Annotated in this window: 24 protein-coding genes, 1 tRNA gene and 2 riboswitches; of the genes, 16 read left to right on the top strand and 9 right to left on the bottom strand. The window is 68.9% G+C overall.

What is annotated here, in order from left to right; genetic code table 11:
• Positions 1-7: 7 nt before the first annotated feature.
• The gene (locus ACYBYQ_RS12255; RefSeq protein WP_459614465.1) at positions 8-1870 is read right to left on the bottom strand and encodes an ABC transporter ATP-binding protein; all 1863 of its coding nucleotides are present in this window, start codon (positions 1868-1870) and stop codon (positions 8-10) included.
• Positions 1871-2011: 141 nt separating this feature from the next.
• On the opposite strand from ACYBYQ_RS12255, the gene ACYBYQ_RS12250 reads away from it, so the two are divergent.
• Both ACYBYQ_RS12250 and ACYBYQ_RS12245 read left to right on the top strand, forming a co-directional pair.
• A complete protein-coding gene (locus tag ACYBYQ_RS12250; protein WP_459614464.1) occupies positions 2012-2575 on the top strand; it encodes a PadR family transcriptional regulator in 564 nt (187 codons plus the stop codon).
• A 17-nt stretch (positions 2576-2592) separates the two neighbouring features.
• Positions 2593-3396 carry a siderophore-interacting protein gene (locus ACYBYQ_RS12245; protein WP_459618772.1) on the top strand — a complete coding sequence of 268 codons (804 nt, stop codon included), beginning with the start codon at positions 2593-2595 and terminating at the stop codon, positions 3394-3396.
• Between the two features lie 51 nt (positions 3397-3447).
• Here the strand turns inward: ACYBYQ_RS12245 and ACYBYQ_RS12240 are convergent, their stop codons facing one another.
• Both ACYBYQ_RS12240 and ACYBYQ_RS12235 read right to left on the bottom strand, forming a co-directional pair.
• Positions 3448-4734 carry an LLM class flavin-dependent oxidoreductase gene (locus ACYBYQ_RS12240; RefSeq protein WP_459614463.1) on the bottom strand — a complete coding sequence of 429 codons (1287 nt, stop codon included), beginning with the start codon at positions 4732-4734 and terminating at the stop codon, positions 3448-3450.
• A gap of 20 nt (positions 4735-4754) precedes the next feature.
• Positions 4755-5537 (bottom strand): 3-oxoacyl-ACP reductase, encoded by a 783-nt coding sequence (locus tag ACYBYQ_RS12235; protein ID WP_459614462.1) that lies wholly within the window; start codon positions 5535-5537, stop codon positions 4755-4757.
• Between the two features lie 57 nt (positions 5538-5594).
• Positions 5595-5693: riboswitch (TPP riboswitch) on the bottom strand.
• Between the two features lie 65 nt (positions 5694-5758).
• A riboswitch (TPP riboswitch) is annotated at positions 5759-5873 on the top strand.
• Between the two features lie 109 nt (positions 5874-5982).
• Here ACYBYQ_RS12235 and ACYBYQ_RS12230 point away from each other — a divergent pair.
• On the top strand, positions 5983-7437 hold the full coding sequence (locus ACYBYQ_RS12230) for a sodium:solute symporter family transporter (protein WP_459614461.1): 1455 nt from the start codon (positions 5983-5985) through the stop codon (positions 7435-7437).
• A gap of 10 nt (positions 7438-7447) precedes the next feature.
• On the opposite strand, the gene ACYBYQ_RS12225 is transcribed toward ACYBYQ_RS12230, so the two are convergent.
• The gene (locus tag ACYBYQ_RS12225) at positions 7448-8365 is read right to left on the bottom strand and encodes a pyridoxal-phosphate dependent enzyme (protein WP_459614460.1); all 918 of its coding nucleotides are present in this window, start codon (positions 8363-8365) and stop codon (positions 7448-7450) included.
• A gap of 142 nt (positions 8366-8507) precedes the next feature.
• Here ACYBYQ_RS12225 and ACYBYQ_RS12220 point away from each other — a divergent pair, with 142 nt between their 5' ends.
• Together ACYBYQ_RS12220 and ACYBYQ_RS12215 are read left to right on the top strand one after the other, a co-directional pair.
• Positions 8508-9410: an ion transporter gene (locus tag ACYBYQ_RS12220; protein ID WP_459618771.1), complete on the top strand. Its 903-nt coding sequence runs from the start codon at positions 8508-8510 to the stop codon at positions 9408-9410.
• A 284-nt stretch (positions 9411-9694) separates the two neighbouring features.
• Complete coding sequence (locus ACYBYQ_RS12215; RefSeq protein WP_459618770.1) at positions 9695-10369, top strand: HD domain-containing protein; 675 nt, start codon at positions 9695-9697, stop codon at positions 10367-10369.
• A 28-nt stretch (positions 10370-10397) separates the two neighbouring features.
• Here the strand turns inward: ACYBYQ_RS12215 and ACYBYQ_RS12210 are convergent, their stop codons facing one another.
• On the bottom strand, positions 10398-11690 hold the full coding sequence (locus tag ACYBYQ_RS12210; protein WP_459614459.1) for an MFS transporter: 1293 nt from the start codon (positions 11688-11690) through the stop codon (positions 10398-10400).
• Positions 11691-11771: 81 nt separating this feature from the next.
• Between ACYBYQ_RS12210 and ACYBYQ_RS12205 the strand changes: the two genes are divergently transcribed.
• The gene (locus ACYBYQ_RS12205; RefSeq protein ID WP_459614458.1) at positions 11772-12377 is read left to right on the top strand and encodes a TetR/AcrR family transcriptional regulator; all 606 of its coding nucleotides are present in this window, start codon (positions 11772-11774) and stop codon (positions 12375-12377) included.
• A 158-nt stretch (positions 12378-12535) separates the two neighbouring features.
• Here ACYBYQ_RS12205 and amt read toward each other — a convergent pair whose 3' ends face one another.
• Together amt and ACYBYQ_RS12195 are read right to left on the bottom strand one after the other, a co-directional pair.
• Positions 12536-13774 (bottom strand): ammonium transporter, encoded by a 1239-nt coding sequence (gene amt, locus ACYBYQ_RS12200; RefSeq protein ID WP_459614457.1) that lies wholly within the window; start codon positions 13772-13774, stop codon positions 12536-12538.
• Between the two features lie 34 nt (positions 13775-13808).
• A complete protein-coding gene (locus tag ACYBYQ_RS12195; RefSeq protein ID WP_459614456.1) occupies positions 13809-14147 on the bottom strand; it encodes a P-II family nitrogen regulator in 339 nt (112 codons plus the stop codon).
• A gap of 588 nt (positions 14148-14735) precedes the next feature.
• Here ACYBYQ_RS12195 and ACYBYQ_RS12190 point away from each other — a divergent pair.
• The 9 genes from ACYBYQ_RS12190 (at position 14736) to ACYBYQ_RS12150 (ending at position 21996) form a co-directional block, all read left to right on the top strand.
• Complete coding sequence (locus ACYBYQ_RS12190; RefSeq protein WP_459614455.1) at positions 14736-15023, top strand: accessory factor UbiK family protein; 288 nt, start codon at positions 14736-14738, stop codon at positions 15021-15023.
• A gap of 89 nt (positions 15024-15112) precedes the next feature.
• The gene (locus tag ACYBYQ_RS12185) at positions 15113-16630 is read left to right on the top strand and encodes a YifB family Mg chelatase-like AAA ATPase (RefSeq protein ID WP_459614454.1); all 1518 of its coding nucleotides are present in this window, start codon (positions 15113-15115) and stop codon (positions 16628-16630) included.
• A 265-nt stretch (positions 16631-16895) separates the two neighbouring features.
• The gene (gene rpmI / locus ACYBYQ_RS12180) at positions 16896-17093 is read left to right on the top strand and encodes a 50S ribosomal protein L35 (protein WP_006387997.1); all 198 of its coding nucleotides are present in this window, start codon (positions 16896-16898) and stop codon (positions 17091-17093) included.
• A gap of 13 nt (positions 17094-17106) precedes the next feature.
• Positions 17107-17466 (top strand): 50S ribosomal protein L20, encoded by a 360-nt coding sequence (gene rplT / locus ACYBYQ_RS12175; protein ID WP_459614453.1) that lies wholly within the window; start codon positions 17107-17109, stop codon positions 17464-17466.
• Positions 17467-17536: 70 nt separating this feature from the next.
• Complete coding sequence (pheS, locus tag ACYBYQ_RS12170) at positions 17537-18559, top strand: phenylalanine--tRNA ligase subunit alpha (protein WP_459614452.1); 1023 nt, start codon at positions 17537-17539, stop codon at positions 18557-18559.
• Positions 18560-18576: 17 nt separating this feature from the next.
• A complete protein-coding gene (pheT, locus tag ACYBYQ_RS12165) occupies positions 18577-20994 on the top strand; it encodes a phenylalanine--tRNA ligase subunit beta (RefSeq protein ID WP_459614451.1) in 2418 nt (805 codons plus the stop codon).
• A 3-nt stretch (positions 20995-20997) separates the two neighbouring features.
• On the top strand, positions 20998-21348 hold the full coding sequence (locus ACYBYQ_RS12160) for an integration host factor subunit alpha (RefSeq protein WP_459618769.1): 351 nt from the start codon (positions 20998-21000) through the stop codon (positions 21346-21348).
• Positions 21349-21453: 105 nt separating this feature from the next.
• Positions 21454-21858, top strand: coding sequence for a MerR family transcriptional regulator (locus ACYBYQ_RS12155; RefSeq protein ID WP_459614450.1), 405 nt, complete (start codon positions 21454-21456; stop codon positions 21856-21858).
• A 61-nt stretch (positions 21859-21919) separates the two neighbouring features.
• Positions 21920-21996, top strand: a tRNA-Pro gene (locus tag ACYBYQ_RS12150).
• A 48-nt stretch (positions 21997-22044) separates the two neighbouring features.
• On the opposite strand, the gene ACYBYQ_RS12145 is transcribed toward ACYBYQ_RS12150, so the two are convergent.
• Both ACYBYQ_RS12145 and ACYBYQ_RS12140 read right to left on the bottom strand, forming a co-directional pair.
• Entirely contained in the window at positions 22045-23286 is a 1242-nt protein-coding gene (locus tag ACYBYQ_RS12145; RefSeq protein WP_459614449.1) for a Bcr/CflA family multidrug efflux MFS transporter, read from the bottom strand.
• 94 nt (positions 23287-23380) lie between these two features.
• Positions 23381-24076, bottom strand: coding sequence for a LytR/AlgR family response regulator transcription factor (locus ACYBYQ_RS12140; protein ID WP_459614448.1), 696 nt, complete (start codon positions 24074-24076; stop codon positions 23381-23383).
• Positions 24077-24282: 206 nt separating this feature from the next.
• Between ACYBYQ_RS12140 and ACYBYQ_RS12135 the strand changes: the two genes are divergently transcribed.
• Positions 24283-25362, top strand: coding sequence for a sensor histidine kinase (locus ACYBYQ_RS12135; protein ID WP_459614447.1), 1080 nt, complete (start codon positions 24283-24285; stop codon positions 25360-25362).
• The last annotated feature ends 8 nt before the right edge of the window (positions 25363-25370 follow it).

Raw genomic sequence — 25370 nt, 5'->3', positions numbered from 1 at the left:
CTCAGTCTCAGGATGCGACGATCCGGGCCGCGGCATCCCGGCCCGCATCCGGCGCGGTTGACGTGGCGCCGGGAAGCCCTCGCGTCAGTTCCAGCGCCTGGCGTTCGAAGAGGCGCCGGTACGCGCCGCTGGGCAGCTGGATCAGCGCTTCGTGGGTGCCTTCCTCGATCACCTTGCCGCGCTCCATCACCAGCAGGCGGTCGAGCGCGCGTACCGTGGAGAGGCGGTGCGCCACCACCAGCGTGGTGCGGCCCACCATCAGGCGCTCCATGGCCTGCTGGATGAGCATCTCGCTCTCGCTGTCCAGGCTGGACGTGGCCTCGTCGAGGATGAGGATGGGCGCGTCGGCCAGGAAGGCGCGCGCGATGGCGACGCGCTGGCGCTCGCCGCCCGACAGCTTGATGCCGCGTTCGCCGACCAGGGTGTCGTAGCCGCGCGGCAGGGCCATGATGAAGTCGTGCGCGCTGGCCTGGCGTGCCGCCGCTTCGATCTCGACGCGGGTGGCGCCGGGGCGGGCGTACGCGATGTTCTCCGCCAGCGTGCGGTGGAACAGCACGGGTTCCTGCTGGACGATGGCGATCTGGCTGCGCAGCGAGGCCTGGGAGACGCGCGCGATGTCCTGCCCGTCGATCGTGATGCGTCCGCCGCTCACGTCGTACAGCCGTTGTATGAGCTTGATGAAAGTGGTCTTGCCCGAGCCTGAATGGCCCACCAGGCCCACGCGCTCGCCGGGCGCGATGCGTACGGAAAAATCCTGGTAGAGCGGCGTGTCGTGGCGGCCGTAGTGGAAGCTGACGTGCTCGAAGCGGATCTCGCCGCGGGTGATGCGCAGCGGGCGTGCGCCGGGCACGTCTTCCACCCCTAGCGGCTGCCGTTCCAGGGCCACCAGTTCTTCCATGTCGTTGACCGAGCGCTGCAGGTTGCGGATGTGCATGCCTACGTCGCGCAGATAGCCCTGCAGCATGAAGAACATGGTGAGCGCGAAGGTGATGTCGCCCACGCTGGCTTCATTGCGCGACCACATCAGCAGCGCCACGCCGAGGATGGCGGCCTGCATGGCGACCAGCATGCCGCCCTGGACGCCGCCGTTGATGGTGCCGCGCACCCAGGTGCGGCGGGTGCGGCTGCGCCATTTCGCCACCACGCGCGCCAGGCGGGCTTCCTCGCGCTCCTCGGCGCCGAAGGCCTTGACCACGGGGTTGCAGCTTACGGCATCGGCCAGCGCGCCGCCCATGCGCGTATCCCAGGCATTGGCCAGGCGCGCCGACGGCGCCACGTAGGCCAGCGACAGCACCACCGTGACGCTGATGTACACGAGGGATCCCGCGCCCACCACCAGCCCCATCAGCGGCCAGTGCCAGCCCAGCAGCACGGTCGCGCCGACCAGCATGGCCAGCGAGGGGAACAGGGCGATCAGCAGCGTATCGTTGAGCAGGTCGAGGGCCCACATGCCGCGCGTGATCTTGCGCACGGTGGAACCGGCGAAGCTGTTGGCGTGCCAGTCGGTGGAAAAGCGCTGCACGCGATGGAAGGCATGGGCGGCGATATCGCTCATCATGCGCAGCGTGAGCCGGATGATGTTGTGATAGACCCCCTGGCGCAGCAGCGTGCTGCCCACGCCCAGCGCGGCCAGCGTCCAGAACGCGGCGAGGGCGGCTTCCCAGGATGCCGCTTCGCCGGCCGGGGCAGAGGCCACGGCGTCGACCAGCCGGCCGGCAAACAACGGCGTGAGTACGTCGGCCATCGCCGACAGCAGCACCATGGCCGCGATGGCCGCGATGCGCAGCGGCTGGCGCCGCCAGTGTCCGAAAGTGAATCCCAGGACGTCCTGGAACGCCTGTCCGCGTGAAACCTGCCTGCGTTGCGTCATTGTCTCGTATCCCTGCGGCGGCGCCGCGGGGCGCACGGCGCACGTGCTGCGGCCAGTGTAGCAAGCGCGGGTTGACGCAATGCTTGACGGGCCGTGGCACAGGAGTATATCTTAAGATATGTCTTACGATATATCTTCACCATGAAGCCCCCCATTCCCGACGGCGCACACGACTGGCGGCGCGGTCGCAAATTCTCCAGCGAAGATCTCCAGCTCATGCTGCTCGGCCTGCTCGAGGCCGGGCCCAGTCACGGCTATGAGCTGATGAAGGCCCTGGCGGCGCGCACCAACGGCTATTACGCGCCCAGTCCCGGCATGGTGTACCCGGCGCTGGCCTGCCTCGAAGACCAGGGCCTGGCGCTGGCCGCGGCCGAGGGCGGCAAGAAGCGCTACCACCTCACCGACGCCGGCGCGGCCCAGCTGGCGCAGCAGCGTGAGCGGCTGGCCGAAATCTCCGAGAACCTGGCTCACGTGGCCCGCAAGATGGCCTGGATGCAACGCGCCTGGTCGGGCGATGCGCCGCGCCTGGGCGACGAAGGGCAGGACCTGGCCACCGGCTGGGTGCCCGAGTTCGTCGATGCCCGCCAGGCCCTCAAGGCGGCGATGCTGCGCCGCTCGGGCGCGGCGCCGGCGGAGCAGCGGCGCATCGCCGCCATCCTGCGGCGCGCGGTCGCCGACATCGACGCGGGCTCCTCCTGTACCTGAACCCTCTTCAACTTCCGATCACCATGTCCGAACTCACTGTCCAGCGCGTACGTCATCCCATCAAGATAAGAATGCTCCAGGTGGCGCGGGTGGCGCGCCTCAGTCCCTACATGGCGCGCGTCACGCTCGCCGGCCCCGACCTGGCCGGTTTCGTCTCCGCCAGCTTCGACGACCACATCAAGCTGTTCTTCCCCGCCACGCCGCAGGCCCGCCCGGTCGTCCCGCAGGTGGGCCCGGACGGCCTGGTGTTTCCTGAAGGCCCGCGCCCGGTGGCGCGCGACTACACGCCGCGCCGCTACGACGCGCAGGCCGGCGAGCTGGACGTGGACTTCGTGCTGCACGGCACCGGGCCGGCCTGCGAATGGGCTGCCCAGGCCCGCCCCGGGCTATGGCTGGGCGTGGGCGGGCCACGCGGCTCCTTCGTGATCCCCGACGGATTCGATTGGCACGTGCTGCTGGGCGACAGCAGCGCGCTGCCCGCCATCGCGCGCCGGCTCGAGGAACTGCCCGCCGGCAGGCGCGCCATCGTGCGCATCGAGGTCGAGACGGCCGAGGCCGAGCTGCCGCTGGCCACCCAGGCAGACCTCGACCTGCGCTGGCTGCATCGCGATGCCGACGGGCCCGATGCCCTGGCACGGGCGGCACAGGCCCTGCAGCTGCCCCCGGGCGACGGCTACGTCTGGGTGGCGGCCGAGTCCGCCGTGTCGCGCCAGGTGCGCCAGGCCATGGTCGATGGCCACGCCATTCCCAAGTCGCGCATCCGCGCTGCCAGCTACTGGAAGCGCGGCGCCGCCGCGGTGCACGAAGTCCACGAAGACTGAACGGCGATTGCCGTCCGATCCCCGCGCGCGGTGCTCCTGGGGCGGGCAGTGTCAGGCCGCCGGACGGGCCAGGCCCAGGTGGCCGCGCAGCGTGGCGGCCTCGTAGTCGCGCCGGAACAGGCCGCGCCGCTGCAGCACGGGCACCACGTGGTCGATGAAATCCTCGATGCCCGAGGGCAGGGCGGGCGGCATCAGGTTGAAGCCGTCGGCCCCTTCGTTGCGCACCCAGTGCTCCATCTGGTCGGCGAGCTGTTCGGGCGTGCCGACCATGGTGCAGTGGCCGCCGCCCGCGGCCAGCCGCCCCAGCAACTGGCGCAGCGTGGGCTGCTCGGTCTCGATGATGCGCAGGATGGTGCCGTAGCGGCCCTTCGGTCCGTTGAAGGATTCCAGCGGCGGCAGCGGCGGCACCGGGGCGTCCAGGTCCCAGCCGGTGCAGTCCTGGCCCACGAACGTGCCCAGCTGGCGCAGCGAGGCGGCCACCGGCAGCAGTTCGTCCAGCTCGCGCTGCTTGGCGCGCGCTTCGGCCTCGGTGCTTCCCACGTACGTCACCAGGCCCGGCATGATGGGCACCGGGTCGGCGCGGCCGGCGGCGCGCACGCGCTGCTTGATGTCGCGGTAATACGCCTGGGCGGCCGGCAGGTCGTAGGCTACCGCGTAGATGGCTTCGGCGCGCCGGGCGGCGAGGTCGCGCCCCGGCCCCGAGGCGCCGGCCTGGAACAGCACCGGATGGCCTTGCGGCGGGCGCGGCACGGTGAGCGGCCCGTCCACGCGGAAATGCGGCCCGCGATGATGCACCGGCCGCACCCGCGCGGGGTCGGCGTAGTCGCCGTTGCGGTCGCAGCGCAGCGCGTCGTCGCTCCAGGAATCCCACAGGCGCAGCACCGCGTCCACGAACTCTTCAGCGCGGGCATAGCGCCAGGCATGGTCCGGCATGGCGTCGTAGCCATGGTTGCGCGCCTCGGCGTCGAACATCGAGGTGACCACGTTCCAGCCCATGCGCCCGCGCGAGATGTGGTCCAGCGAGGCCATCATGCGCGCGGCATGGAAGGGCGTGTAGAAGGTGCTCGAGACCGTGCTGATCAGGCCGATGCGCGTGGTGGCGCGCGCCATGGCCGCCATGGCCGTGAGCGGTTCGAGGAACCAGCGCGGCCCGTCGCCCACGTTGTCGGCGCTGTGGCCATCGGCAAAGAACACGGCGTCCAGCTTGCCGCGCTCGGCCGTGCGCGCGAGCGATTCGTAGTAGGCGATGTCGCCCAGCCGCTCCACGGCCGACTGCGGGTGCCGCCATGCGGCGCGATGGTGGCCGCAGCCGAAGATGAAGAGATTGAGGTGCATCATGAGGAAAGCCTCCCGCCCGCTCAGCCCTTGACCAGTCCGCCGTCCACCACCAGGTTCTGGCCGGTCACGGCGCGCGACCACGGGGACGCGAAGAACAGCACCGCGTCGGCGAACTCGGCCGGCGTGGTCACGCGGCGCAGCGGGGTGCTGGCGGCGATTAGGTCGAAGACTTCGGCGGGCGTGGCGGCCGACGCGTCGGTGGTGCGCAGCAGGCCGCCCGACACCATGTTGACGGTGATGCCGTCGGGTCCGAGATCCTGCGCCAGGGTGCGGGTGAAGGCCAGCAGCGCGGCCTTGGCCGCCGTGTAGTCGTGGTAGGGCACCACCGGGTTCTGGAACAGGTTGGTGCCGATGTTGACGACGCGGCCGTGCCCTGCGCGCCGCATGCCGGGCAGCGCCGCCTGCACCGTGTTGAGCGCGCCGCGCACGATGCCTTCCATCTGCTGCTGCATGTGCTGCCATGTGAGCGTGTCGGCGTGCGGCCGCGCGTCGCCGTTGAACGCGAAGCGGGGCAGGGCGTTGTTGACCACGGTGGTCACGGGCGCGCCGTAGTGGTCTTCCGCCCGCGCCAGCATCGCCTGCACCGCTGCCGGGTCGCACACGTCGGCCTGCACGGCCAGGGCGCGGCCGGGCGCGGCCTCGGCCAGCGCGGCGGCGGCCGCCGCGCTGCTCAGGTAATTGACGACCACGCGGGCGCCCGCACCGAGAAACGCGCGCGTGATGTGGGCGCCCAGGCCGCGGGCGCCGCCCGTGACGAGCACGACCTGTGCGGAAATCGGAGGGGAGGAGTCGGATGCGTGCATGGCAGGCCTCGGAAAACCCGGCGAAGAGGCCATTGCGCGCATGCGGCCATGTGCCGCGCAGCGTTGCCAGGACATCCCTTCGCCAGTGTGAACTGGATCAGGTTCGACGGGTGTCATCTCAGCCCCGAACTGCCCGGGACACCCCGTGTCGCAAAGACGGCACGTTAGCACAAAGCCCCGCCGCGCGGCATTGACAAGCCCGGCGGCCTCTCCTAATCTTGCGCCGTTCCTGGGGGAGCCCGCAAGGGCTGAGATTCGGCTGGCGCGTCCGTCGCACCGTGACCCTTCGAACCTGATCCGGGTCATGCCGGCGAAGGGAAGGACGTCCGCGGGCCCGGCCCGCCCATTCCATCCCCGCGCCCCGATCCGGTCCTTCCTTCTGGCGGCGCAATCCCGCGCCATGCCACACGCCTGCGGTCGGTCCGCCGGCGGGAGACGCGACATCATGCTCAGCAGCCCGGCCGCCCTGTGCTGGCTCATTGCCTTCTCGGCCGCTTTCACCGTGTCCGGCGTGCTCTACGCGCGCCGCGAACGCGGCAACCTCGAAGACTACATCGTCGCACGCAATTCCCAGGGCGCGGTGGCCACGCTGCTGACGCTGCTGGCTTCGTCCCTCGGCGCGTGGATCCTGTTCTCCCCAGCTCAGGCCGCCACCTGGGGCGGGCTGGGCGCCGTCATCGGCTACGCGCTGGGCGCCATGTCGCCGCGGCTCGTCATGATCCCGCTGGGCCGGCGCATGCGCGAACTCATGCCGGGCGGCCACACCCTCACCGAGTTCCTCATTGCGCGCTATGGCCGGCCCATGTACGCGCTGACACTGCTCATCATGCTGTTCTACCTGTTCATTGCGCTGTGCGCGGAGATCACCGCCATGGCCAAGCTGGTGACGCTGATCGCGCCGGTGCCGCTGTGGGCGACCGCGGCGGTGGTGATGGGCGCGACCCTCATCTACACGGCATACGGCGGGCTGCGTTCCTCGATCTTCACCGACAAGCTTCAGATGATCATCATCGTGCCGCTGCTGCTGGTGCTCATGGTGCTGGGCTGGCAGGCCGCCGGCGGCATCGAGCCTGCTGTGCAGCGCCTGCAGGCCCAGGCTCCGCGCCTGCTGGACCCCTTCGACATGGCGGGCCTGAAGGCGGGATTGACCTTCTTCGTCGCCATCCTGCTCACAGGCGTGTTCCACCAGGGAAACTGGCAGCGCATCTATTCCGCGCGCGACACGCGCACCATGCGCAACGGCTTCCTGCTGGGCGGGCTGCTGGTGATGCCGTTCATTTTCGTGATGGGCCTGTTCGGCCTGGTGTTCGTGGGCATGGGCAGCGGCGGCGACAGCTCGGTGGCGCTGTTCTCCGTGGTGATGCCGCATGCGCCGGCGTGGCTGGCGGTGGCGCTCATTCCCCTGGGCCTGGCGCTCGTGATGAGCAGCGCCGATACCGCGATCAGCGCGGTGTCGAGCCTGATCGCGGTGGATCTGGGCAGGCTCATGCCCGCGGCGCGCACGGCCACGCTGATGCGCCTGTCGCGCTGGCTGGTGTGCCTGCTGGCCGTGCCGGTGATGATCGTGGCCGCGCAGGGATACAGCGTGCTGTACCTGTTCCTGCTGGCCGACCTGCTGTGCTCGGCAGCGGCCTTTCCCGTGTTCTTCGGCCTCTTCAGTCGGCGCCACGATGGCGTCACGGCCACATGGGCCACGCTCGCGGGGCTGGCGGCGGGCCTGCTGCTGTTCCCCGCCCCGGACGAGAAGCCGGTGCATCTGCTGGAGTCGTTCCTGCTGGCTGCGCTGGTGCCGGTGCTGGTGACCCTGCTGCTGAGCCGGCTGCGCGGCGCCGGCCGGCCGCCGTTCGAGCTGGCGCGGCTGCAGTCCGCGGCGCGGCCGCTGGACCGCGAGGCGGCCTGAATCCCGGTTCTCAGGCCAGCGCGGTTTCCCAGTGCGCCACCATCTGCGCCGAGATGCTGACTCCGCCGCAGACCACCACGACCACGTCTCGCGCCTGCGCCAGCGCGGGGTGGCCCTGGTAGGCCACTGCCAGCGACACGCCGCAGGCGGGCTCCACCAGCTGCCGCATGTCGGCCGCGTAGCGCACCACGGCCTGCATGGCGTCGTTGTCGGTGAGCACGGCGCAGGCATGCGGGAATGCGGCGATTGCCTGCACCGGCCAGGCGGCCACCTGCAGCGCACCCAGTGATTTGGCGATCGACGTGATGGCGTCCAGGCGCACCGGATGGCCCGTCTGCATGGCGGCATGGAATGATGCCGCGCCGTCGGTCTCGCAGGCCACCACGCGGCAGTCCTCGCGTCCGTGGCGCAGCAGCCCCTTGAGGATGCCGGCCAGCAACCCGCCGCCGCCCACGGACGCGACCACCGCGTCGAATTCAGGCAGGTCCTCGACGATCTCGTCGACCAGCGTGCTGTGGCCTTCCCAGATGACGGGATGATCGAACGCCGGCACGTACTGCGCGCCCGAGGCGGCCGCCAGCTCCAGCGCATGGGCGTTGGCCGTTTCCCAGACTTCGCCGTGCACCACCACCGTGGCGTCCAGCGCGGCGATGCGCTGGCAGGTGGTCTCCGGGGTGGTGGAGGGCACGACCACCGTGGCCGCCATGCCCAGCCGGCGCGCCGCCAGCGCCGCGGCGATGCCGGCGTTGCCGCCGGAAGGAGAGACCACGGCCGTGCAGCCTTTGGCGCGAGCCTGGCTGCACAGCGCGCCGATGCCTCGCATCTTGAACGAGCCGCCGGGCTGCAGGTTCTCCAGCTTCAGCCAGACGCGGCGTTCGGGCGTGGACAGGGTTTCGTGCAGGATCAGGGGGGTGCGGACATGCAGCATGGCTGGGATCGGGCAGGAGGCGCTGTCGGCGCCGGTTCGTTGCACGATACCACCGCCGCGCATGCCGGACGCCGCGCCCGGTGGTATGGTGGCGCACATGTCCGGACTGGAGGATGATGGTTTGTCGCGACGTTCCCGTTCCATGGGCGCCTATCCCACTGCCGACGAGCTCGGCAAGCCGCTGTCGGGCTGGCGCCTGTCCCTCTACACCGTGATCTTCGAGGCCGACACGCCGGCCGGACGCCGTTTCGACCAGCTGCTGATCCTGGCCATCCTGCTCAGCCTGGTCATCATCATGGCCGACAGCGTGCAGCCCCTGTCGCAGCGATACGGCGGCCTGTTCCGCGCGCTGGAATGGGGATTCACCGCGCTGTTCACCGTGGAATACGTGCTGCGCCTGGTGTGCGTGCGGCATCCCTGGCGCTATGCGTCGAGCTTCTATGGCGTGATAGACCTGCTGGCCATCCTGCCGGCCTATGCCGCCTTGTTCATGCCCGAGCTGGCGCTGCTCATCGGCGTGCGCACGCTGCGGCTGCTGCGCATATTCCGCGTCTTCAAGCTCAGCCGGTTCATGCAGGAATACCTGATGCTGGGCCGTGCCCTCAAGGCCAGCGCGCGCAAGATCATGGTGTTCCTGTCGGTGGTGCTCACCATCGTGCTGGTGATGGGCACGGTGATGTACGTCGTGGAAGGTCCGGATCGCGGCTTCACCAGCATTCCTGCCGGCGTCTACTGGGCGATTTCCACGCTGGCCACGGTGGGGTTCGGCGACATCACGCCGCAGACGGGCCTGGGCCGCTTCCTCGCCTCCATCATGATGCTGCTGGGCTGGGGCGTGCTGGCCGTGCCCACCGGCATCGTCACGGTGGAAATGACGCTGGCCCAGAACGCGCTGGCGCGCAGGCTCACCACCCGCACCTGCCATGAATGCCTCAGCGAAGGCCACGACGCGGACGCGAAATTCTGCAAGGCCTGCGGCGCCGAGCTGCCGGAGTACCAGGCCGTGTCCGAGGCCGGGCCGGTGGACGGACCTGCCGGGCGCTAGCGGGGGGCCAGGCGTCGGCGGCCAGGGATTGGCGGCCAGGGATTGGCGGTTGCGGCCCGCCTGCGCCGGGCGGACCTGCCCGGTGTCCTGCCCCGGCGTCCTGCCCGGTTGGCAGCACTGCACGACGTCTGTATATTCATACAGTGCGGTCCGGCTGCGGGTGTCGGACTCGCGCCACTGCATCCGCGCCACTTCGTCCGCGTCACTTCTTCATCCGCGTCATTTCATGGTCGGCGCCATTTCAGCGGGCCGCCCCATTTCAGGATCAGCACCGTTTCATCATGATGTCCGATACGCCCGAGTCCTGGGCCCCACGCCTCATCGCCATCGCGGCCGGCGAAGCCGACGGCGATGGCGCGCACGACCTGCAGCATCTGCATCGCGTGCGGGCCCTGGCCTGCACCCTGCTCCATGCGCATCCGGAGGCGGATGCGCTGGTGGTGCTGGCTGCCAGCTACCTGCACGACCTGGTCAACCTGCCCAAGAACCACCCCGAGCGTGCGCAGGCCTCGCGCATGGCCGCCGAGCTGGCCCGCCGCCGGCTGCAGCAAGAGGGCTTCCCCGCAGGGAGGCTCGACGCCGTCTGCCACGCCATCGAGGCCCACAGCTATTCCGCCGGCATCGAGCCGCGCACCATCGAGGCCTGCATCGTGCAGGATGCCGACCGGCTCGACGCCCTCGGCGCCGTGGGGCTCGCGCGCCTGTTCTATACGGCGGGCCGCATGGGCTCCGCCTTCGCCCATCCGCACGATCCGCTGGCCCGCGGGCGGCCCCTCGACGACCGGGCCTATGCGCTGGATCACATCGAGACCAAGCTGGCCGGCCTGCCGGCCACCATGCGCACCGAGGCTGCGCGGCGCCTGGCCGAGTCGCGGCTGGCATGGCTGCGCGCCTTCCGGGACACGTTCGTGGCCGAATGGCTGCCGGAATGGATGCCGGCGCCCATGGCACCGGGCTAGCCGCGCATCGCGGCCCGCGCGTCGCGCGTCATGCCGGCCGGGGGCCGGCCGCTGCGGGGCGCTGGCGCCCGATCAGCAGCGAGATCACTGCGGCAACCAGTCCGGTGGCGCCGGCCAGCACGAACGCCAGCAGGTAGCTGCCGGTTTCAGCCCGCACCAGGCCGCCCATCCACGCCGCGCTGGCGGCGCCGAGCTGATGGCCGGCCACGATCCAGCCGAACACCACCGGCGCGTCGCGCTCGCCGAAGGCCTCCGTGGCCAGGCGCAGCGTGGGCGGCACCGTGGCGATCCAGTCCAGGCCGAAAAAGACCGCGAAGATCGACAGGCTGTAGAACGAGAAATCGGAATAGGGCAGGTACATCAGCGACAGCCCGCGCAGCGCGTAGTACATGAACAGCAGGCGGCGCGGGTCGTAGCGGTCGGTGAGCCAGCCCGAGGCCGTGGTGCCCACCAGGTCGAAGATGCCCATCAGCGCCAGCAGGCCGGCGGCCTGCACCTCGGCGATGCCGTGGTCGCCGCACATTGCGATCAGGTGCGTGCCCACCAGCCCATTGGTGGTGAAGCCGCACACGAAGAAGGTCGCGAACAGATACCAGAAGGCGCGCATGCGGATGGCGCGGCGCAGGGCGCCGAAGGTTGCGGCCAGCAGCCCCGGGCGCGGCGCCGACGACGGCGGCGGGGCATCGGGCGGGCTGCCGAAGGGGCGCAGGCCCACGTCGGCCGGCCGGTCGGGCACCAGCCAGAACGCCAGCGGCACCATTACCGCCGCGCCGGCAGCCACGGCCCACACCACCCGGGTCCAGTCGCCGGAGGCGGCCAGCGCTGCCAGCACCGGCAGGAACAGCAGGTTGCCCGTGGCGGTGCTGGCCGTGAGCAGCCCCATCATCAGCCCGCGCCGCGTGGCGAACCAGCGGTTCACCACGGTGGCGCCCAGCACCACTGCCACGGCGCCCGAGGCGATGCCGGAGAACACGCCCCAGGTGAGCAGCAGCTGCCAGGAGGCAGTCATGTAGGCGCTGGCCGCGCTCGACGCGGCCATGATGGACAGTGCGCCGATCAGCACGCGACGCAGGCCGAAACGCTCCATCGCGGCTGCCGCGAACGGCCCTGCCAGCCCGTACAGGAAGATGCCCACTGCCGCCGCGAACGAGATCGTGGCCCGGCTCCATCCGAAGTGCTCCTGCAGCGGCACCAGCAGCACGCTGGGCGTGGAGCGCAGTCCCGCCGAAACCAGCAGTGCAAGAAAAATCACCGCCACCACGACGAATGCGTACTTCTGCCCGGCGCGGCGAAAGGGAGCGGGAAGGCGGGCTATACTCATGTTACTGACCGGTACGTATGCGGAACCGGAATCGTACGTACCGGTCAGTAACGTCGTCAAGCGCTTTTGTGGAGAGTCACGATGGGTTCCAAGCAGCCGCATCCGGCCACGGCCGGTACGCCCAAAGCCGCCGACCGCATCCGCGAGACGGCGCGCAGGATGTTCTACCGCGACGGCATCCGTGCGGTGGGGGTCGACGCCATCGTGAGCGAGGCCGGCGTCACCAAGCCCAGCCTCTACCGCGCCTTTTCGTCCAAGGACGAGCTTGCCGCCTCCTACCTGCGCGACTACGAGCAGGAGTTCTGGGCCCGCTTCGAAGCCGGCGTGCCGGAACATCCCGACGACCCGCGTGCGCAGCTGCTCGCCTATTTCCGCGGGCTGGCCCAGCGCGCCTGCGAAATGCCCGGCTACCGCGGCTGCGGGCTGAGCAATGCCTGCGTCGAATACCCCGAACCGGATCATCCGGCGCGGCAGGTCGCGGTGGCGCACAAGCGCCTGTTGCGCGAGCGCATGGTCGACCTGGCCTGGCACATGGGCGCCACCGATCCGGTGGAGCTCGGCAACGGCCTGATGCTGCTGCTGGAAGGCGCTTTCATCACCGGCCAGCTGTTCCGCGGCGACGGACCGCCGAAGTACTTGGTTGCCGTGGCCGAACGTCTGATCGACGCCAGCCTGCCGCGCGGCTGAAGCCGTCCGGCTTTCCCGCAGCCTGCGCCGGCGGGCGCCCGTCACGGTGCGCGGCCTGCTTCGGCTGCCGCAAAGGCAAGCGGCGCCCCGGAGGGCGCCGCTTGCTTCCCGCATTGCCCCGGCCCGGGAGACGGCGGGCGGGGCGGGGAGGGAAGGGATCAGCTGTGGTAGGCGGATTCGCCGTGGCTGGTGACGTCCAGCCCTTCGCGTTCCTGGTCTTCGGGGACGCGCAGGCCGCACAGCATGTCGGCGATCTTGTAGGCGATCCAGGCCACGATGCCGGACCACACGATGGTGAGCAGCACGCCTTCGAGCTGCACCCACAGCTGGCCGGCGATTTCACCGGCGCTTTCCAGGCCCGGGCCGCCCAGTGCCTGGGCGTTGAACACGCCGGTCAGCAGGGCACCCACGATGCCGCCCACGCCGTGCACGCCGAACACGTCGAGCGCATCGTCGGCGCGCAGCAGGCGCTTCAGGCCGTTGACGCCCCACACGCAGACCACGCCGGCGACCACGCCGATGATCAGCGCGCCCACCGGGCCCACGAGGCCGGCAGCGGGCGTGATGCCCACCAGGCCGGCGATTGCGCCGGAGGCTGCGCCCAGCATCGAGGGCTTGCCCTTGACTGCCCATTCGGTGAAGACCCACGCCAGCACCGCGCCGGCCGTGGCGACCATGGTGTTGAAGAAGGCCAGGGTGGAGCCTTCGTTGGCAGCCAGGGCGGAGCCGGCGTTGAAGCCGAACCAGCCTACCCAAAGCAGGGCGGCGCCGATGAAGGTCATGGGCATGTTGTGGGGCTGCATGGCTTCACGGCCGTAGCCTACGCGCTTGCCCACCACGTAGGCGCCCACCAGCGCGGCCACGCCGGCATTGATGTGCACCACGGTGCCGCCGGCGAAGTCGAGCGCGCCGCGGGCATTGAGCAGGCCGGGGTTGGTTTCGGAGACGAACCACACCATGTGCGCGATGGGCACGTAGGCGAAGGTGAACCAGATCGCGGTGAACACCAGCACCGCCGAGAAGCGGGCCCGCTCGGCGAAGCCGCCCACGATCAGCGCGCAGGTGATGCCGGCGAAGGTGGCCTGGAACGAGGCGAACAGGATCTCGGTGAGCGAGCCGGACATGGCATAGCTGCCGTCGGCGGGCGTGAACATCCCGGAGAAGAATGCACGCGACAGGCCGCCGAAGAAGGCGTTGCCTTCCGTGAAGGCCAGGGAGTAGCCGTAGACGAACCACAGCACCAGGGCCAGCACGAAGGTGCAGAGCACCTGCATCAGCACCGACAGTACATTCTTGCTGCGTACCAGACCGCCGTAGAAGAGGGCCAGGCCAGGCACGGCCATCATCAGCACGAGCAGCGTGGAAACGAGCAACCAGGAGATATCCGCTTTATCCATTTTTCATGGCTCCAATGAGTCTTTATTTTGCGTTTTACAGTGCAGCTTCGCCGGACTCCCCGGTCCGGATACGGATCACCTGCTCCAGCGGAGCGGTGAAGATCTTGCCGTCCCCGATCTTGCCGGTGCGGGCGGCCTGTTCGATGGCCTCGATGACCTGGTCGACGAGGTGATCCGGCACGGCGGCCTCGACCCGCAGCTTGGGCAGGAAGTCGACGGCATATTCGGCGCCGCGGTACAGCTCGGTGTGGCCTTTCTGGCGTCCGAAGCCTTTCACCTCGGTGACGGTCAGTCCTTGGACGCCGATGCCGGACAGAGCCACCCGCACTTCGTCGAGCTTGAAGGGCTTGATGATGGCGATGATGAGTTTCATGGCTATTCCTCTCGTGGTTGCGCGTGGGCGAGTGCAATCAAGCAAGTTCCATGCCAATTCTTCGCGCCCAGCGTGCCCCGGCACAGCAAAGAGAATGCTCTGATTCGGTGCGTTTGTGCATCATTTTTGTGCTGCGGGCGAAAACCGGGTGCACCAAAGCGGAACAATGCGCTTTGTGGCAAAGCTTATGAAACGAAATATGTGGAAGCGCCCGAATTTGTAGCGAATTGCAGGAATCCGGGGCCGATTCCCGTAAAGCCTGATACGGGGGTTTACACGTAGCCGCTTGTGGCCGGGCGAGGGCTCATGAAGAATCTGGCGGTGAATGGCAGCGATGTCGTTCGCTCGGCCGGGCAACCGTGCCGACCCGGGGTGTGCCTCAGGGCAGCTTCTCGGAATCGCTGCGGCGATTCAGTTTTTCTCCTGTGCTTTCAGAAGCGGTTCCTTCACGGACCGCTTTTTTTTCGCCGTACGCAGAGGGTTGGAAACCGGGCGGCGAATCCCCATTTAATTTCCATGCACCGGTAGCGTGCGTGCGCCAGGCTCTACACTGGCGGGGTCTGTCACACACACGAAGGCGAGGTAGCCATGAACCGCACACAATGGATGGAAGATCTGCAGAAGAACCTGTCCGACCTCATCGCCCGCAGCCCGGCGGCCGACCTGGAGCGCAATGTGCGCGCCATGATGGGCCAGGCGTTCACGCGCCTGGACCTGGTCACCCGGGACGAGTTCGAGGTCCAGGCCGACCTGCTGGCGCGGGCCCGCATCCGCGCCGACCAACTGGCCGAGCAGGTGCAGCAGCTGCAGGCGCGGCTGGATGCCCTGGAGGCGCGCGGCCAGGAGGCGGCGCAGCAGGGCGGCACCCAGGGGTGATCCGCAAGGGACGATGATGTCCCGCCTGCGTCGCGCACGGCGCGGCGATTGCGCATACTGGCCGGCCCGAACCGCCTGCGGAGCCCGCCATGACGCTAGCCGTACTCGCCAGCCGCGCGCTGGCGGGTCTCGATGCCCCCGCCGTGCGGGTGGAAACCCATCTCGGGCCGGGGCTGCCGGGATTCAACGTGGTGGGCCTGCCCGACACCGAGGTGCGCGAAAGCCGCGAGCGCGTGCGCGCCGCATTGATCAACAGCGGTTTCGATTTCCCGCCCGGCCGCATCACCGTCAACCTGTCGCCGGCCGACCTGCCCAAGGCCTCGGCGCGCTTCGAGCTGCCGATGGCGCTTGGGGTGCTGCTGGCCTCGGGGCAGCTGGCCGTGTCGCCGGCGGTCTCGGCCCAGGTTCTGGCCCGCATGGTGTTCGCAGGCGAACTCTCGCTCACCGGTGCGCTCGTCCCCGTGGCGGCGCCGCTGCCGCTGGCGCTGGGCGTGGCGCGCGACTGCCCCGAAGCGGAATTGGTGCTGCCGGCAGCCAGCGCCGCGATGGCCGCCTGGGTGCCCGGGCTGCGCGTGCTGGCCGCCGGCACGCTGGCTGAAGTGGTGGCGCACCTGGCCGGCGCCGCGCCGCTGGCCCGGGCCGAACCGGCGGCCCGGCCCGAAGCGCCGCCGGTGCCGTGCCTGTCCGACGTGCGCGGCCAGCCGGCGGCGCGCCGGGTCCTGGAGGTCTGCGCCGCCGGCGCGCACAGCCTGCTCATGGTGGGGCCGCCTGGCTCCGGCAAAAGCATGCTGGCGCGCCGTCTCCCCGGGCTGCTGCCGCAGCTCGAGCCCAGGCAGGCGCTGGAGGCCGCCGCCCTGGCCAGCCTGGTCGGCGCCCCGGTGTCGCCGGGCGGCCAGCCGCCGTTCCGCTCCCCGCACCATACCTCGTCGGCCGCTGCGCTGGTGGGCGGGGGCGGCATGCGCAGCCGGCCGGGCGAGATCAGCCTGGCGCACCATGGCGTGCTGTTCCTCGACGAACTGCCGGAATTCAACCGGCGCGCCCTCGAGTCCCTGCGCGAGCCGCTGGAAACGGGCGAGGTCTCGATCTCCCGGTCGGCCTACCGCATCCACTATCCTGCCCGCTTCCAGCTGGTGGCGGCCATGAACCCGTGTCCCTGCGGCTGGCGGGGGCACCCCACGCGGCCATGCCGCTGCTCGCCCGACCAGGTGGCGCGCTATGCCGGCAAGGTCTCGGGGCCGTTGCACGATCGCATCGACCTGCACCTGACGGTGCCGCCGGCCGATCCGGCGCTGCTCGAGGCGCCGCCGGGCGAACCATCAGGCCCGGTGCGCGAGCGGGTGGTGCGGTGCCGCCGGCGTCAGCTGGAACGCCAGGGTTGCGCCAATGCCGCGCTGGCCGGCGCCGCCCTGCAGTACCATTGCCCCATGGCTCCCGCCGCCCGCAGCCTGCTGCAGCAGGCGGTGCGCCGGCTCGACGGATCGGCGCGGGCGTTGCATCGCGCCCTGCGCGTGGCGCGCACCCTGGCCGACCTGGACGAGGCCGATTGCATCGAGGTGGTGCATGTGGCGGAGGCGGTCCAGTACCGCAGCGCAGGTCCGTCGGGCTGACCTGCTCGACACTCCGCTTAAAAATGCCATATAATCAAGGGCTTTTCCCGGTTTGGGGAAAAGACCCAAGAGCAAGACCTAAGAGCAAGACCCAAGAGAAGTGGCGCAGGTTCGTCCTGCCTTGCTTTACCGGTTATGTGCTGCGGGCTGCAAGCTTTGCTGCGCATTGCCGGGGGGCAGGGTGGGAACGCCCAAGTTCCGGCGGGATATTCCCGGCGGGCACCTGTTGCCATGTGAGATCAACAAAGTTCCAGTAGGAATCATCATGCCCAAGATGAAGACCAAGAAAAGCGCTGCCAAGCGCTTTCAGGTCCGCGGCAGCGGATCGATCAAGCGGGGTCAGGCCTTCAAGCGCCACATCCTGACCAAGAAGACCACCAAGAACAAGCGCCAGCTGCGCGGTTCGGCCGCGGTCCACGAAACCAACGTCGCCTCGGTCAAGGCGATGATGCCGTTCGCTTGATAGGAGATCCACTATGCCTCGCGTCAAACGTGGCGTTACCGCCCGTGCCCGTCACAAGAAAGTCCTCACCGCTGCCAAGGGTTACCGCGGCCGCCGCGGCAATGTATTCCGCATCGCCAAGCAGGCGGTCATGCGCGCCGGGCAGTATGCCTACCGCGATCGCCGCAACAAGAAGCGTACGTTCCGCGCCCTGTGGATCACGCGTATCAACGCTGCCGTGCGTGAGCAGGGCATGAGCTACAGCGTGTTCATCGCCGGCCTGAAGAAGGCTGCGATCGAGCTCGACCGCAAGGTGCTGGCCGACCTGGCCGTGCACGACAAGGCCGGTTTCGCCGCCATCGTGCAACAGGCCAAGGCTGCCTTGGCCGCCTGATCGCGGACTCATCGCGTATCGCTGCAAACGGGGCTGGTTGGCCCCGTTTGCGTTTTGAAGGCTCACAACAATGACGCAACAGCTCGACGACCTGGTTTCCCAGGCTGAAGAAAGTTTCGCGGCCGCCGCCGATGCCGCCTCGCTGGAGAACGCCAAGGCGCGTTTCCTGGGCAAGGAAGGAGCGCTGACGGTGCTGCTCAAGGGCCTGGGCAAGCTCGACCCCGAGCAGAAGCGCGAGATGGGCAGCCGCATCAACCAGGCCAAGCAGCAGGTGGAAGCGCTGCTCAATGCCAGGCGCGCTGCGCTGGCGCAGGCCGAGCTGGATGCGCGACTGGCCGCCGAGACCATCGACGTCACCCTGCCTGGCCGCGGCCGCGCGTTCGGCGGCATCCATCCGGTCATCCGCAGCTGGGAGCGCGTCGAGGAAATATTCCGCTCCATCGGTTTCGACGTGGCCGACGGCCCCGAGGTCGAGAACGACTGGACCAACTTCACGGCCCTCAACAATCCGCTGGACCACCCCGCGCGTTCCATGCAGGACACCTTCTACGTCGACATGAACGATGCCGAAGGCCTGCCGCTGCTGCTGCGCACCCACACCAGCCCCATGCAGGTGCGCTACGCGCGCATGCACAAGCCGCCCATCAAGGTGATCGCGCCGGGCCGCACCTACCGCGTCGACAGCGACGCCACGCATTCGCCCATGTTCCACCAGGTCGAAGGCCTGTGGATCGCCGAGGACATCTCGTTCGCCGACCTCAAGGGCGTCTACACCGATTTCCTGCGCTGCTTCTTCGAGAGCGACGACCTGGTGGTGCGCTTCCGCCCGTCGTTCTTCCCGTTCACCGAGCCCTCGGCCGAGATCGACATGATGTTCACCTCCGGGCCGAACCGCGGCCGCTGGCTGGAGATCTCCGGTTCGGGGCAGGTGCACCCGCAGGTGGTGCGCAATTTCGGCCTGGATCCCGAGCGCTACATCGGCTTCGCGTTCGGCTCCGGCCTCGAGCGCCTGACGATGCTGCGCTACGGCGTGAATGACCTGCGGCAGTTCTACGAAGGCGACCTGCGCTTCCTGCGCCAGTTCAACGAATAAGACAGACACGGCTGATCATGCAAATACCCGAATCCTGGCTGCGCGCGCTGGTCGATCCTGCGGTTTCCACCGACGAGCTGGCGCATCAGCTCACCATGGCCGGGCTGGAAGTCGAAGAGACCGCGCCTGCGGCGCCTCCTTTCAGCGGCGTGGTGGTTGCGCGCATCGTCGAGATCGCGCCGCATCCCGATGCCGACAAACTGCGCGTGTGCAAGGTCGACGACGGCTCCGGCGAGCTGCTGCAGATCGTCTGCGGCGCGCCGAACGCCGCGGCCGGGCTGGTCGCGCCGCTGGCGCGCGTGGGCGCCGAGCTGCCCGGCGGCATGCGGATCGGCGTGGCGAAGATGCGCGGCGTGGCGTCCTCGGGCATGCTGTGCTCGGCTCGCGAACTCGGGCTGTCGCAGGACCACGGCGGCCTGCTGGCGCTGCCGGACACCCTCGCGCCCGGCACCGACCTGCGCAAGGCCCTGGATCTCGACGACACGGTATTCACCCTCAAGCTCACGCCCAACCGGGCCGACTGCCTCTCGGTGCTGGGCGTGGCGCGCGAAGTGGCGGCCCTCACCGGGGCGCCGCTGACGCTGCCCGCCGCCGAGCCGGTCGCGGCCACCATCGATGCGCGCCTGCCCGTATCGATCCAGGCGCCGGACCTGTGCGGCCGCTTTGCCGGACGCGTGATCCGCGGCGTGAACGCCCGCGCGGCCACGCCCGACTGGATGAAACGGCGCCTCGAGCGCGCCGGCCAGCGCCCGATATCGGCGCTGGTCGACATCTCCAACTACGTGATGCTCGAGCTCGGCCGCCCCACGCACGTGTTCGACCTCGACAAGGTGCACGGCGACATCAGCGTGCGTTGGGCGCGCGAGGGCGAGACGCTGGAGCTTCTCAACGGCCAGACCGTTTCGCTGGACCCGCGCGTCGGCGTAGTAGCCGCCGGCGACCGGGTCGAGAGCCTGGCCGGCATCATGGGCGGGGAGGCCACCTCCGTCACGCTGGACACGCAGAACATCTATCTTGAGGCCGCGTTCTGGTGGCCTGCGGCCATCGCCGGCCGGGCGCGCCGCTACAAGTTCGGCTCCGAGGCCAGCCATCGTTTCGAGCGCGGCGTGGACTACGCCAGCATTCCCGAGCACATCGAACGCATCACCCGCCTGATCCTCGACATCTGCGGCGGCGCGGCCGGCCCGGTCGACGACCAGGTCGTCAACCTGCCCGTGCGCGAGCCGGTCACGCTGCGCCTGGCGCGCTGCCATCGCGTGCTGGGCGTGGCGGTGCCGGCCGACGAGGTGGCGCAGATCTTCACGCGCCTGGGCCTGCCGTTCGAGCGCCGCGCGGACGACTTCGTGGTCACGCCGCCCTCGTATCGATTCGACCTGGCGATCGAGGAGGATCTCATCGAGGAAGTGGCGCGTATCCACGGCTTCGAGCGCATCCCCGACGTGCCGCCGGTGGCGCGCGCCAAGATGCGCGCCCAGCCCGAGACGCTGCGCGGCCCGCATGCGCTGCGCCGCCTCGCGGCCGCGCGCGACTACCAGGAAGTGGTCAACTACAGCTTCGTCGAGGCTGCCTGGGAGCAGGACTACGCCGGCAACGATGACCCGGTGCGCCTGGTCAATCCCATCGCAAGCCACCTGTCGGTGATGCGTTCCAGCCTGATCGCGGGCCTGGTGGCGGTCATCCGCCACAATGCCAATCGCAAGCAGTCCCGCGTGCGGGTGTTCGAGCTGGGCCGCGTGTTCCGGCGCGACCCCGCGGTCCCGGACGGCGACCTCTCCGTGGGCGGCGTAAGCCAGCCGCTGATGCTGGCCGGCGCCGCCTGGGGCCCCGTCTCGGAAGAGCAGTGGGGCGAGGCGGCGCGCCAGGTCGATTTCTACGACGTGAAGATGGACGTGCAGGCCCTGTTCGGCGCCCGCGCGCAGGCGCTGCGCTTCGAGGCGGCCGCACATCCCGCGCTGCATCCGGGGCGCGGCGCGCGCCTGCTGCTCGACGGCAGGGTCGTCGGCTGGCTGGGCGAGCTGCATCCGCGCCTTGCGCAGCAGGCCGAGCTGCAGCATCCGCCCGTGGTCTTCGAGCTCGACGTCGAAGCCCTGCAGGCTGCCCGCATGCCCAGCGTGCAGGAGCTCTCGCGCCAGCCCGTGGTGATCCGCGACCTGGCCCTGTGGGTCGACCTGGACGTGCCCGCGCAGGCGCTGCTGGACACCGTTGCCAGCACAGTGGCCGCCGACCCGGCGCTGGCCGTGGTGCGCGACGTGCGGCTCTTCGACGTGTGGCGCGAGCGTGCCGGAGAAGGCCGGCCCGCCACCGAGAAAAGCCTTGCCTTCCGTTTCTGGCTACAGGACACTGAAGTCACACTGGACGAGGCGCGCGTGGCCGATTGCGTGGCCCGCGTCCGCGATGCGCTGGTGGCCGGCCACGGCGCCCGCCAGCGCGCCTGATCAATAGGAAATGCCATGCTTGCCGAACCGCGTACCCTCACCAAGGCCGAGCTCGCCGAGCTGCTCTTCGAGCGGGTGGGCCTGAACAAGCGGGAAGCCAAGGATATCGTCGATACTTTCTTCGAAGAGATCCGCGACGCCCTGGCGCGCGGCGAACCGGTGAAGCTGTCGGGGTTCGGCAATTTCCAGGTGCGCGACAAGCCGCCGCGCCCGGGCCGCAATCCCAAGACGGGCGAGACCATCCCCATCGCCGCTCGGCGCGTCGTCACCTTCCATGCCAGCCAGAAGCTCAAGAGCGCCGTCGAGCAGGCCAAGCCGCTGGACGGGCAGGATCAGGAAGCGCCCGAGCAATGAATCCTGCAACGGCATCACGACGATGCCTGCAGTGATACCCGTAGTGATACCCTTTGTTGGCAATTGTCATCGGATTTCCCGGACATCGCGGCATAAAATTCTTCTATGACACGCTCCGACTCCACCGCCGTCACACTTCCTCCGATCCCGGCGAAACGCTATTTCACCATCGGCGAGGTCAGCGACCTGTGCGGCGTGAAGCCACACGTGCTGCGCTACTGGGAACAGGAATTCACGCAACTCAAGCCGGTGAAGCGGCGCGGCAACCGCCGCTACTACCAGCATCACGAAGTGCTGCTGATCCGCCGCATCCGCTCGCTGCTCTACGAGCAGGGCTTCACCATCAGCGGCGCGCGCAATCGCCTCGGCGACGTGCGCGAAATGGCGCATGAAGCCGATGCAGCGGTGCGCCTGAGCCCCACCGAACTGCAGTCCCTGCGCGCCGAACTCGACAGCATCTCGACAATGCTGGGCGAGGCCCTCGAGCAGGCCGGCGCGCCGCAATCCTGATCGCTGCGTTGTGCACGAGCCCGTGCACAAATTTTTTGGTTCTGATATACTTTCGTTCTTTCGGGGCGTAGCGCAGCCTGGTAGCGCACTTGCATGGGGTGCAAGGGGTCGCGAGTTCGAATCCCGCCGTCCCGACCAGCAGTATCGAGGGGGCCAGTGATGGAAATCACTGGCCCCCTTTCCCATTTATCGCCGCCGGCTCGGCGCCAGCATCGACAGCAGGCAGCCGCCCGCGCACGCCGCCATGATCCAGCCCATGGTCCATGGCGTGCCGTCGGCGAACCAGCCGACCATGGCGGCGCTCAGCACGCCGCAGCCGAAGTGCGTCGCGCCCACCAGGGCCGAGGCCGAACCGGCCTGCTGGGGAAAGGACGAGAGCGCGCCGGCGACGGAATTGGCCACGATGAAGCCGTTCATGGATACGAAGAAGAACAGCGGTACGACCAGGCCGGCCAGGCCACCCAGGCCGAAGTAGGTGGTCGCGAGCAGCAGCGCGCCGGCCATGGCGACCACCCAGGCGCCCAGTCGCAGCATGCGTTCGCTGCCCAGGCGCATGACGAGCCGCGAATTCAGGAAGTTGGCCGCCATCATGCCGAGGATGTTCAGGCCGAACAGCAGGCCGTAGGCTTGCGGCGACACGCCGTAGTAATCGATGTATGCGAATGGCGTGCCGGCCAGGAAGGCATAGATGGCGCCATAGAAGAAGCCGCCCGACAGGGCGTAGCGTATGAGCTTGGGATCCCGTATCAGGGCCAGGTAGTCGCGGAACACGCCATGCAGCGGCGCGGTGACGCGCCGATCGGGCGGCAGCGTCTCGGGCAGGTAGCGCAATGCGGCCAGCGCCAGTGCGCCGAACAGCGCCAGGATCCAGAAGATGCCGCGCCAGGACCACACCGCCAGGATCTGCCCGCCGGCCAGGGGGCCGACGAGCGGGGCGATGCCCATGATCAACATCAGCGTCGACATCATGCGCGCAGACTGGTCGCGCGCGTAGAGGTCGCGCACCATGGCCCTCGCCAGCACCGGGCCCGCGCAGGCCCCCAGCGCCTGCACCACGCGCCAGCCCAGCATCTGGGAGACGCTGTCCGACAGGGCGCAGCCGATGGATCCCAGCATGAACAGCACCAGGCCGGCCATGATCGGCAGGCGTCGTCCCATGCGGTCGCCGATGGGGCCCCAGAGCAATTGGCCCAGGCTGAAGCCGATGAGGAAGGCCGAGAGCGTCAATTCGACGCGCCCGGTACCCGCACCAAAGTCCGCCGCCAGGGCGGGCATGGCGGGCAGGTAGATGTCGGTGGAAATGGAGGCGAAGGCCATCAGTGCACTGAGGATGAGCAGTACGCGCAGCGGATGGGCTTGCGCCTGGGCGGGCGCATGGAACGAGGACGGGGCGGGCATACGGGCGGGAAACAGGAAAAGCGGACCCATGCGGTCCGCTTCGACGCCCTATTAGTACACCATTGCGGCCGGATCCGGGGCTATCTCCGACCTGCAGGGCGGGTCTTGGCGTGAGGCATTCCCGTCATGGCATGGCGCGTCTCAGGCGCAGCGATGCCGTGCGGCCCAGGATGAGCGGGCGGACCCCGTTGTCGAACTCCACCTCCATCTGGGCGGCGGACAGGTTCGTCAGGTGGGAGACGTGCTCGATGTTGATGATGAGCGACCGGGATACGGCGCAGAACGGCGGGCAGGGCAACTGCGCCGTCAGGCGCTTCAGGGTGGTGTGCATGAGGGTGTTGCCGTGCACGGCGCTGTGCAGCATGACGTAGTCTCCCTGCGCCTGGGCCACCGTCAGCTCATGCGCCTTGATGAGGCGCGTGCCGGTGCGCGTGCGGGTGGCGACGTAGCTGCCGGCGCGGGGCCGCAGCCGGTTGAGGGTCTGGGCCAGCCTGTCCGGCTCGACGGGCTTGAGCAGGTAGTCGACCGCTTCGATATCGAAGGCGCGTGCGGCATACATATCGTGGGCCGTCACGAAGACCACGGGGAGCATGGTGTCGAGCTCGTCCAGCAGGTCGAAACCGGTGCCGTGCGCGAGCCCGATGTCGAGGAAGATGGCGTCGGGATTGTGCAGCTGGATCAACTGGCGCGCTTCCCCGATGGTAGCGGCTTCGCCTTCGACCCGTACGTCGTGCCGGGCCTCGAGCAGGCGGCGCAGGTAGCGCCGCGCGGGCGCCTCGTCGTCGATGATGAGCAGGCGCAGCATCTTCTCCCCCTGCATCTTCTCCCCCTGGTGTGGGCCTTGCGCCGCCGCTTGCGCGGCCTGCAGGCCATGCCTTCTTTGTTGTGCGCCGGACGATGAAAATCGCCGATTCGTCGAAAAAATCGAGCTTTATTGGGTGGTTTCCCCAAAAATATAGGCCATCTTTCATCGTCCGTGTATGCCGGGCGGGATGATGGCACAAATCGTCCCATGGCAAGACCCACATGAGCGCCAACCCGATTGCCTCCGACCTCCACGGCGCCGAGTCTTCCGCGCGGTTCTGGCGTGCCCAGGTGCTGGGCTGGCTCTTTCTCGGGGTGTCGGGCTTCTTCATCCGATGGGCGGCCTTCGGCAATGCGGTTGCCGCGTTCTGGCTCACTGTGGCCATGGAGCCCCTGGCTTTCGTGCTGACCAGCTCGGCCGCATGCTGGCATGGACGGCATTCGTCCAGGACGGCCGCCCCGGCGCTGGTGCTCGCGTGCGCGGCGCTGCTGTGCCTCGCGGCGGCAGCGCTGCTGGCGTCCATTGCCTATGGCATACACGGGTTGTTTCCGCCGGGGAACATCAACCTCACGCCGGCCAGCCAGTACCGGCTGGCGTTCCTCTATTACCTGGGGATATTCTCGATCTGGACGCTGGCGTTTTTCGGGGTAAAGGCCGAGCTGGCTGCGCGTGGCGAGCGCATGTCGAAAATGAACGCCGAAACCCGCGCCCTGCGGCTGGAGCTCGAGCACCTGCAATTGCAGGTGGAGCCGCACTTCCTGTTCAATGCGCTGAACACGATCGTGGCGGAGATTGCCGATCGGCCTGCCATCGCGGAGGAAATGACGCGCCGCCTGGCCTTCTATCTGCGCTACTCGCTGGACAAGGGCGGGGCGGGCCTGTGCCGCCTGGAAGAGGAGGTGGAGGCCGCGGAGTACTACATGCGCATCCAGGCGCTGCGTTTCGACGAGCGTTTCGAATACCGTTGCAGGGTGGATCCGGATACGCTGGGGGCATGGCTGCCGCACATGATGCTGCAGGGGCTGGTCGAGAACGCCATCAAGCATGGCATGCGCTGCGTGCAGGAGCGCTTTGCCATCGACATGCGCATCCGCCGCGAAGGCGAGGACCTGGTCATCGAAGTGGAGAACCCAGGCAGGCTGCAGGCCCCCAACGACCTCGTGCGCAGTGGCGGGGGCCTGGGCAACCTGCGCCGGCGTCTGGATCTGCGGTATCCGGGCAGAAGCACCTTTTCATTGACTCAGCGTGGCGGCAGCATCCTGGCCGAAATCAGGCTGCGCGGCGAGCCGGTGCTGCTGTAGCGCTTGAC

It is taken from the genome of Bordetella sp. 2513F2 (assembly GCF_054642735.1).
The sequence above is the reverse complement of the archived record's forward strand: the minus strand, read 5'-3'. Positions and strand labels throughout refer to the sequence as shown.

Bases quoted from the DNA above. Each gene is read 5' to 3' on its own strand.
- ACYBYQ_RS12255 (WP_459614465.1), bottom strand. From the start codon at position 1,870: ATGACGCAACGCAGGCAGGTTTCACGCGGACAGGCGTTCCAGGACGTC.
- ACYBYQ_RS12250 (WP_459614464.1), top strand. From the start codon at position 2,012: ATGAAGCCCCCCATTCCCGACGGCGCACACGACTGGCGGCGCGGTCGC.
- ACYBYQ_RS12240 (WP_459614463.1), bottom strand. From the start codon at position 4,734: ATGATGCACCTCAATCTCTTCATCTTCGGCTGCGGCCACCATCGCGCC.
- ACYBYQ_RS12235 (WP_459614462.1), bottom strand. From the start codon at position 5,537: ATGCACGCATCCGACTCCTCCCCTCCGATTTCCGCACAGGTCGTGCTC.
- ACYBYQ_RS12230 (WP_459614461.1), top strand. From the start codon at position 5,983: ATGCTCAGCAGCCCGGCCGCCCTGTGCTGGCTCATTGCCTTCTCGGCC.
- ACYBYQ_RS12225 (WP_459614460.1), bottom strand. From the start codon at position 8,365: ATGCTGCATGTCCGCACCCCCCTGATCCTGCACGAAACCCTGTCCACG.
- ACYBYQ_RS12220 (WP_459618771.1), top strand. From the start codon at position 8,508: ATGGGCGCCTATCCCACTGCCGACGAGCTCGGCAAGCCGCTGTCGGGC.
- ACYBYQ_RS12215 (WP_459618770.1), top strand. From the start codon at position 9,695: ATGTCCGATACGCCCGAGTCCTGGGCCCCACGCCTCATCGCCATCGCG.
- ACYBYQ_RS12210 (WP_459614459.1), bottom strand. From the start codon at position 11,690: ATGAGTATAGCCCGCCTTCCCGCTCCCTTTCGCCGCGCCGGGCAGAAG.
- ACYBYQ_RS12205 (WP_459614458.1), top strand. From the start codon at position 11,772: ATGGGTTCCAAGCAGCCGCATCCGGCCACGGCCGGTACGCCCAAAGCC.
- amt (WP_459614457.1), bottom strand. From the start codon at position 13,774: ATGGATAAAGCGGATATCTCCTGGTTGCTCGTTTCCACGCTGCTCGTG.
- ACYBYQ_RS12195 (WP_459614456.1), bottom strand. From the start codon at position 14,147: ATGAAACTCATCATCGCCATCATCAAGCCCTTCAAGCTCGACGAAGTG.
- ACYBYQ_RS12190 (WP_459614455.1), top strand. From the start codon at position 14,736: ATGAACCGCACACAATGGATGGAAGATCTGCAGAAGAACCTGTCCGAC.
- ACYBYQ_RS12185 (WP_459614454.1), top strand. From the start codon at position 15,113: ATGACGCTAGCCGTACTCGCCAGCCGCGCGCTGGCGGGTCTCGATGCC.
- rpmI (WP_006387997.1), top strand. From the start codon at position 16,896: ATGCCCAAGATGAAGACCAAGAAAAGCGCTGCCAAGCGCTTTCAGGTC.
- rplT (WP_459614453.1), top strand. From the start codon at position 17,107: ATGCCTCGCGTCAAACGTGGCGTTACCGCCCGTGCCCGTCACAAGAAA.
- pheS (WP_459614452.1), top strand. From the start codon at position 17,537: ATGACGCAACAGCTCGACGACCTGGTTTCCCAGGCTGAAGAAAGTTTC.
- pheT (WP_459614451.1), top strand. From the start codon at position 18,577: ATGCAAATACCCGAATCCTGGCTGCGCGCGCTGGTCGATCCTGCGGTT.
- ACYBYQ_RS12155 (WP_459614450.1), top strand. From the start codon at position 21,454: ATGACACGCTCCGACTCCACCGCCGTCACACTTCCTCCGATCCCGGCG.
- ACYBYQ_RS12145 (WP_459614449.1), bottom strand. From the start codon at position 23,286: ATGGGTCCGCTTTTCCTGTTTCCCGCCCGTATGCCCGCCCCGTCCTCG.
- ACYBYQ_RS12140 (WP_459614448.1), bottom strand. From the start codon at position 24,076: ATGCAGGGGGAGAAGATGCTGCGCCTGCTCATCATCGACGACGAGGCG.
- ACYBYQ_RS12135 (WP_459614447.1), top strand. From the start codon at position 24,283: ATGAGCGCCAACCCGATTGCCTCCGACCTCCACGGCGCCGAGTCTTCC.